12 protein-coding genes are annotated in these 12,940 nt (G+C 63.1%); 5 read left to right on the forward strand and 7 right to left on the reverse strand.

Annotated features, from left to right (window positions below):
* Positions 1-34: 34 nt before the first annotated feature.
* Complete coding sequence (gene mtr / locus KBX19_RS08230; protein WP_255998329.1) at positions 35-1,447, reverse strand: mycothione reductase; 1,413 nt, start codon at positions 1,445-1,447, stop codon at positions 35-37.
* The gene (locus KBX19_RS08235; protein ID WP_255998330.1) at positions 1,429-2,433 is read right to left on the reverse strand and encodes an alpha/beta hydrolase; all 1,005 of its coding nucleotides are present in this window, start codon (positions 2,431-2,433) and stop codon (positions 1,429-1,431) included. Before KBX19_RS08235 ends, mtr begins: the two co-directional genes overlap by 19 nt.
* A gap of 141 nt (positions 2,434-2,574) precedes the next feature.
* Between KBX19_RS08235 and mqo the strand changes: the two genes are divergently transcribed.
* Positions 2,575-4,122, forward strand: coding sequence for a malate dehydrogenase (quinone) (gene mqo / locus KBX19_RS08240; RefSeq protein WP_255994978.1), 1,548 nt, complete (start codon positions 2,575-2,577; stop codon positions 4,120-4,122).
* 28 nt (positions 4,123-4,150) lie between these two features.
* Here the strand turns inward: mqo and KBX19_RS08245 are convergent, their stop codons facing one another.
* Complete coding sequence (locus tag KBX19_RS08245; RefSeq protein WP_255998331.1) at positions 4,151-5,335, reverse strand: protein adenylyltransferase SelO family protein; 1,185 nt, start codon at positions 5,333-5,335, stop codon at positions 4,151-4,153.
* 24 nt (positions 5,336-5,359) lie between these two features.
* Here KBX19_RS08245 and cobA point away from each other — a divergent pair, with 24 nt between their 5' ends.
* Positions 5,360-6,100, forward strand: coding sequence for a uroporphyrinogen-III C-methyltransferase (gene cobA / locus KBX19_RS08250; protein WP_255998332.1), 741 nt, complete (start codon positions 5,360-5,362; stop codon positions 6,098-6,100).
* Positions 6,084-7,067 (forward strand): class I SAM-dependent methyltransferase, encoded by a 984-nt coding sequence (locus tag KBX19_RS08255; protein ID WP_255998333.1) that lies wholly within the window; start codon positions 6,084-6,086, stop codon positions 7,065-7,067. The genes cobA and KBX19_RS08255 overlap by 17 nt, the downstream gene beginning before the upstream one ends.
* Here KBX19_RS08255 and KBX19_RS08260 read toward each other — a convergent pair.
* Both KBX19_RS08260 and KBX19_RS08265 read right to left on the reverse strand, forming a co-directional pair.
* Positions 7,039-7,560: a thermonuclease family protein gene (locus KBX19_RS08260; RefSeq protein ID WP_255998334.1), complete on the reverse strand. Its 522-nt coding sequence runs from the start codon at positions 7,558-7,560 to the stop codon at positions 7,039-7,041. The genes KBX19_RS08255 and KBX19_RS08260 overlap by 29 nt on opposite strands.
* Before the next feature lie 8 nt (positions 7,561-7,568).
* Entirely contained in the window at positions 7,569-8,288 is a 720-nt protein-coding gene (locus KBX19_RS08265) for a DUF1648 domain-containing protein (protein WP_255998335.1), read from the reverse strand.
* Between the two features lie 75 nt (positions 8,289-8,363).
* On the opposite strand from KBX19_RS08265, the gene KBX19_RS08270 reads away from it, so the two are divergent.
* Positions 8,364-9,284: a hypothetical protein gene (locus KBX19_RS08270; protein WP_255998336.1), complete on the forward strand. Its 921-nt coding sequence runs from the start codon at positions 8,364-8,366 to the stop codon at positions 9,282-9,284.
* 184 nt (positions 9,285-9,468) lie between these two features.
* Here KBX19_RS08270 and KBX19_RS08275 read toward each other — a convergent pair whose 3' ends face one another.
* Entirely contained in the window at positions 9,469-11,265 is a 1,797-nt protein-coding gene (locus KBX19_RS08275; protein ID WP_255998337.1) for a proline--tRNA ligase, read from the reverse strand.
* 31 nt (positions 11,266-11,296) lie between these two features.
* Between KBX19_RS08275 and yaaA the strand changes: the two genes are divergently transcribed.
* Positions 11,297-12,040, forward strand: a complete 744-nt coding sequence (gene yaaA, locus KBX19_RS08280; protein ID WP_255998338.1) for a peroxide stress protein YaaA — start codon at positions 11,297-11,299, stop codon at positions 12,038-12,040.
* Between the two features lie 24 nt (positions 12,041-12,064).
* Here yaaA and KBX19_RS08285 read toward each other — a convergent pair whose 3' ends face one another.
* On the reverse strand, positions 12,065-12,910 hold the full coding sequence (locus tag KBX19_RS08285) for a hypothetical protein (protein WP_255998339.1): 846 nt from the start codon (positions 12,908-12,910) through the stop codon (positions 12,065-12,067).
* Between the last annotated feature and the right edge of the window lie 30 nt (positions 12,911-12,940).

The following is a 12,940-nucleotide window of genomic DNA, read 5'->3' on the forward strand; positions in this document are numbered from 1 at the left end:
GTACAGACTGCGCGGATTGAGCGGCGGTGGAACCTTAGACCGGCGGAAACTCGAAATCGAGACCCAGAATCGCGTTCTCCGTGACCTCCGCGAGGGCAGGGTGAATCCAATACTCGCGACGCGCCACGTCACGCAAATCTAATCCAAAACTTATGACGGTGATCATCTGTTGGATCAGAGTCGCGGCTTGTGGGCCCATGTAGTGAGCACCAAGGAGTTTGGCGGTCTTCTTGTCGGCAATGAGCTTGACGGCGCTGGTGGAATCCTCCAGGGCCCAGCCATAAGCGACGTCGCCGTAGGACTGGATCTTGGTGGTCACCTCGTACCCCTCGTCGCGCGCTTGCTGCTCGGTGAGACCGACAGATGCGATCTGCGGGTAGGTGAACACTGCGGACGGAACGTGGTCGTGGGGGAGTTTGACCAGGTCGTCGTTGAGAAGGTTGTGGCGCACTGCGCGCAGTTCCGCGTTGGCAACGTGCTTGAGCATGTGTGGGGAGGAGACATCGCCAATAGCCCACACGCCCTCGCAGGTCGTGCGGCCATACTCGTCAACTTTGATGCGGTGGTCGTCATGCATCTCAATCCCGGTGGCATCCAGGTTGAGACGGTCGCCATTGGCCACGCGTCCGGTGGCAACGAGGAGAGCATCGGAGGTGAGGGTGGAGCCGTCGTCAAGCGTGAGCGTGACGCCGCTGTCATCGTGCGACGCGGAGGCGACCGTTCGACCCACGTGCGTTTCGTAGCGCGGAGCTGCCAGGGCGTTGAAGCGGTCGTGGATGTCTTTGTCCAGGTGACGCATGAACGGAGAGCGGTTCACAATGCGCACGTGCGTGCCCAGCGACTGGAACACGTGGGCGAACTCCATCGCGATGTAGCCACCGCCGAGGATGGTAAGCGTTTTCGGCTGCTCCGGAAGACGCATGATGTCCTCGTTGGTGTGGAACGGCACACCAGAGTCGAGGATGACCTGTGGAATGAACGGGCGGGAGCCGGCGGCGATGAGGATCGTGTCGCCGGTGATCGTGGCGGGTTCACCGTCGATCGACGTGGTCAGCGTCTTTGGGCCGACGAACTCCGCATGGCCGTTGTAGAGGGTGATGTTCGGGCACTCCTCGCCGCGGCGGTACTCCTCGCCGGAACGGGAGATCACGTCGACGCGGTGGCCGAAGACACGGTCGACGATGGCCGGCCAATCCGCACCCTCGAAGGTGGTGTGGATGCCGAGCCGCTCTGAGTTCGCGGCAGCAGCTGCAGTGTCGGCGGCGACAACGTACATCTTCGTCGGAATGCAACCGGCGTTAAGGCAAGTGCCGCCGAACTGCGGGTTCTCCTCAATCAGCGCAATGGATTTGTCGTCGAACTCCGGACCGGGCAACGAGTTGCCGGAGCCGGAACCGATGATGATCAGGTCGTAGTGGGTCGGGTTTGTCACAGGTTCTCCAACCATTCGTCGAGGGTGTCAAACGCCTTTTGGCGGGCGTGCGGGAGGGATAGGAAGACGTCGTGAAGGGCACCGTCGATAGGCTTGGTCTCGTTGTGCTTGTCGGAGACAAACGGGGCCCAATGCTGGATCTGCTCGATGTCGAGAACCGTGTCAGCGGAGTCGGCGGCCGCCGAGTAAGACTTGCCCAAGTACGAGTGGGACGAGCACAGCGTCAGGGTGGGAACGCCGGCGTCGACAGAACCCTCGTGGATCCGGTCCTGGCCGACCATGACCGCACGTAGCCAACCGAGGTATTTGTCGTGGCCGCCGATAGCCTTCTTCTCGGTATCGAAGTCCCAGTGGCCGTGACGGCCTTTATAAATGGACTCGCCGTACGTGCCCTCGCCGACGGAAGGAAGGCGCAGGTTGGGGAACCTCGCGCCGAAGACGTTGACCACGGGCTTGAGCGCCTTCACCGCCCAGCCCGGGAACTGCATGTCCAACCATGGGCTGTTGAGCACTTGACCGGCGATTTGCTGGTGCGTGCGCCAGTCATGGCGGCGGACGTGGTCGATCCACAACGGGACGATAAGGCCACCGGTGGAGTGGGCGAGCGGAATGACGGCACCGTGCTTGGCGGCGATGAGCTTCGTGGCCGCGGTCAGCTCGTCGTAGTAGTAGCGCAGGTCGGTGGTGTAGTGCCAGCGCTGGCCCTCCTTGTGGGCGCGGCCGCACTTGCGCAGGTCGATCGCATAGAACGGGTAGCCGAGCTCCTTGTAATGCTTGGCGACGTGCTCCTGGAAGAAGTAATCCGACATTCCGTGCACCCACAGCAGAGCAGGTTTGCCGGTCGGCTCCTCCGGCTGGGACTGCACGAGGACCGCGGCGACCTCGCCCTCTCCGTCTGGATCACGGCCTAGGGGGAGTGTCGCGCGCAGAAAACCATCGAGTTCGTCGTCGATCCAGTTCAATGAGTTCAGGTCGGTAGCGTCGAAGTCCATGCTGTCCATCCTAGAGCGTGTCCTAGGTCTCTTCGCCGCGTCACTGTGTCCGCGAGCTGATTTGCTAAGGCGTTGTTACTCGCGTGGAATGGGGGAGGAGTAGAATGCGGAAAAGCATTCAAAGGTGACAAGATCAAAGAGGTCATAAAGGTGTCAACAACCCAGTCCCAGCAGTCCAAGAAAAACACCCGAGGGGACGAGGTTGACGTCCTGCTTATCGGTGCCGGAATCATGAGCGCCACGCTCGGCGCGATGATCCACCAGCTGGAGCCGAGCTGGTCCCAGCTGATTTACGAGCGTCTCGACGGCGCATCACTGGAGTCCTCCTACCCGTGGAACAACGCGGGCACTGGCCACTCCGCGCTGTGCGAGCTCAACTACACGCCGGAGAAGAACGGCCGTATCGATGTTTCCAAGGCCATCAACATCAACGAGAAATTTCAGGTGTCTCGCCAGTTCTGGTCCCACCAGGTTCTCGAAGGCGTGTTGACGGACCCCACCGCGTTCATTAACCCGGTCCCGCACGTCTCTTTCGCCCAGGGCGAAGATCAGATCGATTATCTTCAGCGCCGTTACGACGCGTTGAAGGACAATTACATGTTCCCGGACATGGAATTCACGACCGACCGCGACAAGTTCGCCGAGGTGCTGCCACTCATGGCGAAGGACCGCGACTTCGACAAGGAGCCAGTCGCGATCTCCTGGACCACGGCGGGTACCGATGTCAACTACGGTGCGCTCACTAACCAGTTCATCGACCACGCTGGGCAGGTAGGCACGGAGGTCCGTTACGGCCACGAAGTGACCAACATCAAGAAGAAGGGCAACTTCTGGCACGTCACCGCCAAGAACCTGCACACCGGTGAGAAGGAGACCACCCGCGCACGCTTCGTCTTCGTCGGCGCCGGCGGTTACGCGCTGGACTTGCTGCGCAAGGCTGGCGTGCCCGAGGTCCGCGGTTACGCCGGTTTCCCGATCTCCGGTGCGTGGCTGCGTACCACCAACCAGGAACTGGTCAAGCAGCACCAGGCCAAGGTTTACGGCAAGGCGAAGGTCGGTGCTCCGCCGATGTCGGTACCGCACCTGGACCTGCGTGTTATCGATGGCAAGCAGTCCCTGCTGTTCGGGCCCTTCGGTGGCTGGACCCCGAAGTTCCTCAAGAAGGGGTCCTACCTGGATCTGTTCAAGTCCATCCGCGTCGACAACATCCCGTCCTACCTGGGTGTCGCCGGCTGGAACTTCGATCTGGTCAAGTACCTCGTCGAAGAGGTGTTCAAGCCCTTCGACGGCCGTGTTGAGGATCTGCGTGAATACTTGCCGTCCGCTGACGGCACGGACTGGGAGGAGGTCATCGCTGGCCAGCGCGTCCAGATCATCAAACCGGCTACCCCGCCGCACTTCGGCTCGCTCGAGTTCGGTACCGCTCTGGTCAACGATCAGGACGGCACGATCGCCGGTATTCTCGGTGCTTCCCCGGGTGCGTCTATCGCTCCGGCTGCAATGCTTGAGCTGCTCGAGCGCTGCTTCGGTGAGCGCATGATCGACTGGAGCGAGAAGCTCTACGACATGATCCCGACCTACGGCAAGTCCCTCATGCGTGAGAAGAGCGTTTACGACGAGCAGTGGGCCTACACCCTGAAGACCCTGCACCTTGACGAGCCTCGGGAGTTTTCCGGCACGACCAGCGCACACGACTAAGCTATCGGTAGGCGTGATCTAGCGTCGGCTACGTCCCGCAGAAGCTGACAAACGGGATGTCGCCCTGGGGCTCGGCCATCCAGGCCGGGCCCGCTTTGTCGTTATAGGGGTCAGTCACAGCCCGGAGCAGCTCAAAGTAAGGCTCGACTTTGCCCTCCTGCTCGGCAGCAGTGATAGCTCGCTCCAGCATCTGATTGCGGGGAATGAAGACTGGCCCATCGCGGTGCTCGCGGTTGTAGGCGGTGATGTCCTCAGCGGCAGCGAGAGCTTCCGGATCGGGAATGTGCTTCTCCCAAGCGCGATCCCAGGTCGGCTCAACCTCGGCAAGCACCTCGCGAAGTGCGTCCTCATTGCTCACGGGAAGCAGCGCCTCGGCGAGGCGGGCGAGGTTCCATGCCATGATGTTGGGCTGGTTGCCAAAGGCGTAGCGCCCACCCCGGTCAATGGAGGAGAACACTGCGTCACCGCGGAACTTCTCAGTGAACGCGCACGGCCCGTAGTCGATGGTCTCACCAGACAGGGCGGTGTTGTCGGTGTTCATCACACCGTGGACGAAGCCGATGCTCATCCACTGCGCAACAAGGTTGAGTTGGCGCTGTATGACGGTGGACAGCAGGTCCTCCGGATCCTCGAAACCAGCCGCGGCAACCACGTCGCGCACGAGTTCGTGCGAGCGCATGGCTGCGTACTGCACGGAGCCAACACGAAGGTGGCTGCGTGCCACCCGCACCACGATGCCGCCCGGGACGTGCCCCTGCTGGCGCAGCACCGTCTCCCCAGTGCTCAGAACGGCCAGCGAGCGGGTAGTCGGGACGCCGATTGCGTGCATGAACTCACTGACCAGGTACTCCCGCAGCATCGGGCCGATCGCACCGCGCCCGTCCGATCCGGGCCGTGAAAACGGAGTCGGGCCGGAGCCTTTGGCCTGGAACTCGTAGCGTTCGTTCGCGGGATCGGGGTTGGGGAGGATAAGGGCGCGACCGTCGCCAAGCACGGGCACGAACTGGCTGAACTGATGCCCGGCGTACGCCATGGCGTGGCCGCCGCTCGCTCCAGTGAGCCACGCGATGCCGTCTGTGCTGCGCAGCCAGGTGGAATCTAAGCCGAGCTCCGCAGCGAGTGGCTCGTTGAGCACCACGATCTGCGGGTCAGGAAAGTCCGCGCCGCGCGCGGGGATGGCCATGTCGGGGAGTGCGTCGACAATGTGAGGCATGGCCCTAGCCTAGACTTGATCGCCATGACGAACGGACACGTGACCCTAGTCGGCGGCGGCCCGGGCGAGTGGGACCTGATCACTGTGCGCGGACTGCGTGCTCTTGAGGCGGCGGATGTGATTCTCACCGACCACTTGGGCCCCACGAATCAGCTTGACCAGTTTCTTGACCTCACCGGCAAAGAGGTCATTGACGTGGCCAAGCTGCCGTACAAAAAGCAGGTCGCACAGGAGCGCATCAACGAGCTGCTGGTCACCCACGCCCAAGACGGCAAGTGCGTCGTGCGGCTCAAAGGCGGGGACCCGTATGTATTCGGCCGTGGTTTCGAGGAGCTGCAAGCCTGCGCTGCCGCCGGCGTCCCGTGCTCAGTTGTCCCCGGTGTGACCAGCGCGACGTCTGTCCCCGCAGCAGCCGGCGTGCCTGTCACACAGCGCGGGGTCACCCATTCCTTCACGGTTGTCTCCGGCCATCTCGCACCCGGTGACCCGCGCTCCCTGGTCGACTGGGACGCTCTCGGGCGCGTCGGCGGGACCATCGTGGTCATCATGGGCGTGCGCCAGGTGCGCCCCATCACGCGTGCGCTTATCGACGCAGGCCTGCCCCCTTCCACCCCCTCCACCGCCATTCAAGACGGCGAAACCGCAGACCAGCGCCAATTCCGGGCGACACTCGGGGACTTAGCGGATGTCATGGAGCGAGAAGGTGTGACCAACCCGGCTGTGTACGTCATCGGGGAGGTGGCGGGCCTTGAGGTCCTTGGATAGCCTCATCCTCGAGGTCGCCGACCTTTCTACGCCTGGGGCTGTGGTCGTGTGCGACGACCCGACAGGTGACCTTGTTGCTGCTGCCCTGGAGACGGGGGTGCCGGTGTACTGCGTTGATTCCGACTACACCCGCGCCCACGCAGCCCACGCAGCTGGGGCCGTTGTCGCCGGCATCGACGGTCCCTTGCGTGCCGATGAGTTCCTCGCCTCCCGCGCTCCTGCGGGAGCAGTGGCCGCCGGAGAAATGCCGAAGTCTTTGGGTCGGCTCGACTATCTCGCGCGCTCACTGGCTTCGGCTGGTGTCGAACGTGTGGTGTTCGGAGGGAACAACAAGCACCTTGCTCGTTCCATGAACGACGTGCTTGCCTCCTCCTTTGCGGAGGTCGCTGCCTCCCGAGGCCGCGGCAAGTTTCGCTGCCTCGTCGCGTCAGGGCCGCGCGATGTTGCCTACTCGCCGGTGGAGGTAGGCGGGTTCACTGCCGTCGGAGGAGTGTTCTCCGGCGCGCGGGAGGACTACGGCGGGGCGCTGCTCGCGTCCACGCTCCTGGATTCCAGGGCGGAACTGGGGAAGGTGCTGGATTTGGGGTGCGGGAACGGGAGCGTCGTCAAGCGACTGCTCGAAGCGGGCGTCGATGCGACCGCGACGGACGCTGATGCTGACGCCGTCCTCTCCACCCGTGCTCTGGGCATTGAGGCGACCTGGGACGATGCAGGTTCGCAGTGGGAGGCGGGGACTTTCGACACAGTCGCCCTGAACCCGCCGTTTCATGACCGCGCAGGTGTAGACGCGACGCTGGTCCAACACCTGCTTGACGCCTCCGCGCGCCTGTTAGCGCCTGACGGTCAGCTGTTCATCGTGCACAACTCGCACCTGCGCTACCGCGGCGAGGTCGAGGCGCGGTTGAAGTCCGTGGAGCAGGTGGCGAGGAATCAGAAGTTCACCGTCCTGCGTGGCACTCGGGGCTGAACATCCCCAACTGCGCTTGGCGGGCGGCGGCCTCCGCCGACTGCATGCGCGAATAGTAGGTGTCATTCGACTGATAGACCACAGCGCGCGCTAGCCCCTCTTCGACCAGAACCTCGTTGATGAAGACGTCCCCGTCGAACACGGCAGCAAGGTCGCGGCCGTACTGGTCCTGGCGCTCCTTGTCGTAGACGAGGGTGACTGTTGAACCGACGGGAGCCAGTTCCTCGAGACGCTGCGCGGCCGCGCTGCCCATGCACTCCTCTGGCTGGCCGTCACGGGCGAGCTCCGGGGCATCGATGTTGAGCAGGCGGAGCCGCAGCCGCTCACCGTTCGAGTGGACGACGAGGGTGTCGCCGTCCACAACCCGCTCCACCTTTGCAGTTTCGCCATTGGCCAGAGCCGGGGTCGGAGCGTCTTCCTGCAGCGTCATCTCGAGGACAACGCCGAAGACAATCAACAAAGCGGCGAGAAAACCGAGAGCAGTTTTGCGCATGCTTACCCTTAGATGAACACTGCCACGAAGACGACTACGAATGCAGCCAGCATCAGGAAGGTGCGCTGCCGCACCGGCTTATGAGCCCAGTTCATCTCCACATTCGCGTTATTAAACGGCGAAATCTGCATCACCATCGGGTCGTTCGGCTCTTTGTACACACCCATTGCGCTGCCATAGCCGAAGTGCTTCTTACGCTCCACTTCGTCCTCATCGGTAGGCATTTCAGCCAGGACGTTTTGCCATTGCAGCATGCTACGGAAGAGGTTGACCATTGCTGCGCCGATGGCCACGATGAGAACCACAATGCCGACCCCTTCAGGAACCCGGAAAGCGGGCAGGCTCATCGTGATCTGCAGGAAAGCACTCGAGACGGCCACCGCGAGGGCCATCCACGCCAGAGCCCGGTCCTGACTGGCCAAGAAACGCGCCGTCTTGTCCGCCGCCGTCTGAGAGAACGGGATGTCGGAATTGTCGGGGACAGGCATGCGTCGATAAGCAAAGGGCGCTTTGGGGACCGACACCCACAGTGCGAACGTCAACAACGCGGCGAACCACACACCGAACGTCGCCGACTTCACCGACTTCAGATCCGTGCGGTTCACAGTGCCATCAAATCCAGTCTGCATGGGAACCTGGTCGGGAATCTGGTCGAACTGCAGCATGATGAACACGAACGCAGCCAATGAAACCAGCAGAGACGCGATGTAAATGTGCCGGGTGCGCATTGTTTCAGGGTAACAGGGAACCGGAAGAGGGTCGTGAGCAGTCTAACGAGATAAGGCTGAGTGTTAGGCGGAACCGTGAAGAAGAATCGTGCGGAAGAATTGTTGGGGATGCTCGTGGATGTGCGCGAGGCGTCCCGGGGGAACACAGAGTTGCTGCAGCGGCTCGTGGACGGGGAACTTATCGCTCTCTCGCGCCAGTACGCCATCGAAAGAACAGTCCTTACCAAGCTCAAATACCACGAAAAACAATGGCTCCGAGCAGTAGCGGTGGGAAAAACTATGAAGAAGGCTGTCCTGAGCGGAAGGACAGCTGCGCGAGTTCTTGGGATGTGGGTAGTCGCAACCAGCACGGAACAAGCCGAGTTGATGCTGTCGTCCGGAGCAGTGCCGGGGAAGCACAAATGGGGAAGAGGGATCGTATACAGAAAAGGGGCTCTATGCGACACCGAAGTGCTAGACATCGACGGGGTGCGGGTAACCGACCACGTACGGACCGCCTTCGACATTGCAGTGACTCATGGGTTCAAAGAAGGACTCGTCGCGTTCGACTGGTTGCTAATGACCGGCACGGTGACCAAACGCGAACTCAGACGGCGCATACAGTTGATGCGCGGCCGACGAGGTGTACCAGTCCTACGGCAGATCCTGGCCTACGCAGTAGACAACTCGCAATCAGCCTACGAGAGCTACGCTCGAGCACTTCTCATCGAGGACGGGATTACCTGCATCCGAACCCAGGTGCAGATCGGACCGTTCACGGTGGACATGATGATAGGCCGCTTGGGTGTCGAAGTGGACGGTGAAGAGAAGTACGACGGCGTCACCTACAAACCGCTAGATGAGACCCTGCGCAGAGAAAGAGATCGAGCCGTCTACATCCAGAATCAAGGCTATCCACTACGGCGGGTTCAGCCAGCTGAGCTCCTCCGGGATCCCGGCGGGTTTGTGGGGATGGTCAGGGAAGCACTGATGGGGATCGAGAACGGTGCTGCGTAGCGGTTTGGGGTTGGTGGTTCACCGTTGGTGGTTCGCCTTCGATGGTTCGCCGTTCCGCAAAACCCCTGGTCGCGCTAGAAGGCGAACCATGATCGGCGAACCATGATCGGCGAACCGTGCGAGGCTCGCTGGCCGGGCCAGTGTGCGGGCGGCCGGGCCAGCGTGCGGGCGGACGGACCAGCGGCTAGCGGGCCGCGGCGATGAGCTCCTGGACGCGGGAAACAATCTCGTCAGCCGGCACCTCGAGGATCTCCCCACCGTTCTCACCGCCGCGGATGCGCAGCTCGATGATGCCGTCTGCAAACGAGCGCCCAAGGATGACGATGAACGGCATGCCCAGCAGCTCGGCGTCTTTGAATTTGACGCCGGGGGACACTTTGGGGCGGTCGTCGACAAGCACGTCGATACCGGCGGCCTCGAACTCGCCGACGAGGCGCTCGCTAGCTTCCATCGCAGCGGCGTCCTTGTTCGCCACCGCCAGGTGTACCTGGTAGGGGGCGATTTCGACAGGCCAGACGAGGCCTTTGTCGTCGTGAAGCTGCTCAGCGATCACGGCGAGCATGCGGGTCACGCCGATGCCGTAGGAGCCCATGGTGGGCACGGCGCGCTTGCCGTTCTCGTCGAGGATCTGCACGTCCATGGCTTCGGTGTACTTGCGGCCGAGCTGGAAGATGTGGCCGAGCTCGATACCGCGCGCCAGGCGAAGGGTGCCGTTGCCGGTCGGGGAGGGGTCACCCTCTTTGATCTCTGCGGCTTCGATGTAGCCGTCGATCTCGAAGTCACGTCCGGCGACGAGGCCGACGACGTGCTGCTGCGCAGCATCGGCACCCGTGATCCACGAAGAGCCAGCCACCACTCGCGGGTCGGCGAGCACGCGCACGCCGTTAGCGTTGAGGCCGCGCGGGCCGACATAGCCCTTGACCAGGAAGGACGACTTCGCGAAGTCCTCATCGGAGGCAAGCTCAAACGTCGCGGGCTCGAGCGAGGCTTCGAGGCGCTTCTCGTCCAAAGCGCGGTCACCGGGCATAAGGATGCCGGTCAGCTGCGGTCCGACAGGCGTGCCATCCTCAGAAACAACGCGCGGGTCATCGATCTTGACCACCATGCACTTGAGCGTGTCAGCGGCGGTGACCTCGCGGTTCTCGACAGTCACGCCGGTCGAATTCGCCCAATCCACGAGCGACTCGATCGTTTCGGACGCCGGGGTCTCATGGACAACGGCCTCCGGCAGCCCCTCGACCGGACGGTCTGCAGGGGCGATCGTCTGCACGGCCTCCACATTGGCAGCGAAGTCGCCTGCAGTGGACACCACGAAGGTGTCTTCACCGTTGTCGGAGTAGGCGAGGAATTCCTCGGACGCGGAACCGCCCATGGCACCGGACGTAGCTTGGCAGATCTCGTATTTCAGGCCGACACGGTCGAAAATCGCCTGGTAAGCACGACGGTGGGCAGCGTAGGACTCGGACAGTCCCTCGTCGGTCATGTCGAAGGAGTAGGAGTCCTTCATCACGAATTCACGGCCGCGCAGGATTCCGGCGCGCGGGCGCGCCTCGTCGCGGTACTTGGTTTGGATTTGGTACAGCGTGACCGGGAAGTCCTTGTAGGAGGAGTAAAGGTCCTTCACCGCGAGGGTGAACATTTCCTCGTGCGTTGGGCCGAGCAGCATGTCGGTGCCCTTGCGGTCTTTGAGGCGGAACAGGTCGTCGCCGTACTCGGTCCAGCGGTTGGTCGCCTCGTACGGTTCGCGCGGCAGCAATGCGGGGAACAGCAGCTCTTGGGCGCCGATGGCGTTCATCTCTTCGCGCACAATCTCCTCGATGTTCCGCACGGCCTTCAACCCCAGCGGCAGCCAGGAGTACACGCCCGGCGCGGCGCGGCGAATGTACCCGGCCCGCACCAGCAGCTTGTGGCTGGGCACTTCGGCGTCGGCGGGGTCTTCGCGCAGCGTGCGCAGGAACAGGGTGGAGAGGCGTGTGATCATAAGCTGCAAGTTTAGCGCTAGGGTGTGGGCCATGCTCATCGTGCTCCCACCGTCTGAAACGAAGGCCCCCGGCGGCGAGTCGGACGGCCTCGACGTGTCATTTTCCAGCCTCGATCCGATCCGCCAGGAGATCATGGAGGATCTGGCTGCGCTCGATGTCGACGAGATGATGGCCGCGCTGAAACTGCCCGCGACCAAGCGCGAGGAGGCCGAGGAGAACAGAGCGCTCATGCGCGCCCCTGTCATGCCGGCCATCTACCGCTACACCGGGGTGCTTTACGACGCCCTCGACGCCGCCACCCTGACCGACCCCGCCGTCTCGCGGATCGCGATCGGTTCAGCACTCTTCGGCGTGGTGATGGGGTCGGACACGATTCCGCGCTACCGACTCTCGGGCGGGTCGAAGTTGCCTGTACGGCAGACTGATGCTGCTGCACAGAAGAACTCGATCCCCACCATGAAGAAGCGCTGGGGCAGCGCGATCACGGATGTCTTACAGGAGCAGGGCTTCGTCGTGGATATGCGCTCCGGCGCGTACCAGCAGCTCGGGCCGGTGCCCGGCGCGGTGACGGTGCGGGTGGAGTCGGTGCAGGAGGACGGCAGCCGGAAGGTGGTCAGCCACTTCAACAAGCACTACAAAGGCGAGCTGGCCCGCGTGCTGGCATCGGCACCGGATGCGGATTCGGTGACGGATATTCAAGGAGTTGCCGCGATCGCCGAGGCTGCAGGGATGACCGTCGAGATCAGCGGCAGAGAGCTCACGCTGGTGGTCTGAGCCACTCCGCCACTGTTAAGCCGGTTAAGCGGTGTTGGCGGCGTGCTGGGCGTGCGCCGCCAAATGGATCACCAGTGTGCGCCACTCGGCCGGGGCATCCTCGGTGAACGCATCGGAGGCAGCTGTGCGCCACCGGTCAACAAGGGTGGCTTCGATGTTGTCCACAAATGCGGCAGCTTCGCCGGGGTTGGTGGGGCCTCCGCCGTCGACCTCATAACCGGGCGCACGCGGGGGAAGGTCGGGGAAGGCGTCGCGCATGGCGTCGATGCGCATGTCGTGAAGCGGACGCAGATTGTCGATGCGTGCCTGGAGCTCGTCGTCAGCGTAGGCGGAGGCGAGATCGAGGCCGAACTGAACGGCATGCTCTTCTTTGATCAGCCCGGCGGCGGTCTCTGCCACGGACTCGTCGGCGATGGGTTCCTCCGGCACCGGGAAATCCCAGTCGTCGGATCCGGGAGCGTCCAGGCTCGCTGTCAGGTCGACCGCCTGCGCCACGACCAACGGAACGGACTCGTCGGGAAGCTTGCCGCTCTGGGTGACGAGTGCGTCAGTCAAGGCGACCGCCGCTGCCACATCGTCCTTGGCGCCGGTGGCGTCGCCGGGGCCGCGCTCCACCTCACAGGATGAGGGAGGAAGACCTGCGGAGTCGGTGCCGCAGAGGCGGGTGATTTCGTCGAAAAGCTGGCGGGCGTGGAACTCGCGCATTCCTGCAGCATCCCCGTCGAGCGTTCCCGCGTCCGCTTCCGCTTGGCGCGCCAGGGTGAGCAGGTCTCCGTCGGGGTGGGGGCCGAAGACGTCGATAGGCGAGCAGGCGGTCAAGGGCGCCGCCGCGGTGAGAGCTACTGCGGCGAGGGTGCGGGAAAACTTCACGTGGAAGACTGTACCGGCCCGCCCGTACAG

The sequence above is a fragment of the Corynebacterium sp. CCUG 71335 genome (assembly GCF_024454075.1).
GTDB lineage: Bacteria > Actinomycetota > Actinomycetes > Mycobacteriales > Mycobacteriaceae > Corynebacterium > Corynebacterium genitalium.

What these genes read in the sequence shown, in the direction of transcription:
- KBX19_RS08265 (WP_255998335.1), bottom strand. Translation starts at nt 8,288, where the DNA reads ATGCGCACCCGGCACATTTACATCGCGTCTCTGCTGGTTTCATTGGCT.
- cobA (WP_255998332.1), top strand. Translation starts at nt 5,360, where the DNA reads ATGACGAACGGACACGTGACCCTAGTCGGCGGCGGCCCGGGCGAGTGG.
- KBX19_RS08275 (WP_255998337.1), bottom strand. Translation starts at nt 11,265, where the DNA reads ATGATCACACGCCTCTCCACCCTGTTCCTGCGCACGCTGCGCGAAGAC.
- KBX19_RS08260 (WP_255998334.1), bottom strand. Translation starts at nt 7,560, where the DNA reads ATGCGCAAAACTGCTCTCGGTTTTCTCGCCGCTTTGTTGATTGTCTTC.
- yaaA (WP_255998338.1), top strand. Translation starts at nt 11,297, where the DNA reads ATGCTCATCGTGCTCCCACCGTCTGAAACGAAGGCCCCCGGCGGCGAG.
- KBX19_RS08235 (WP_255998330.1), bottom strand. Translation starts at nt 2,433, where the DNA reads ATGGACAGCATGGACTTCGACGCTACCGACCTGAACTCATTGAACTGG.
- mtr (WP_255998329.1), bottom strand. Translation starts at nt 1,447, where the DNA reads ATGGTTGGAGAACCTGTGACAAACCCGACCCACTACGACCTGATCATC.
- KBX19_RS08245 (WP_255998331.1), bottom strand. Translation starts at nt 5,335, where the DNA reads ATGCCTCACATTGTCGACGCACTCCCCGACATGGCCATCCCCGCGCGC.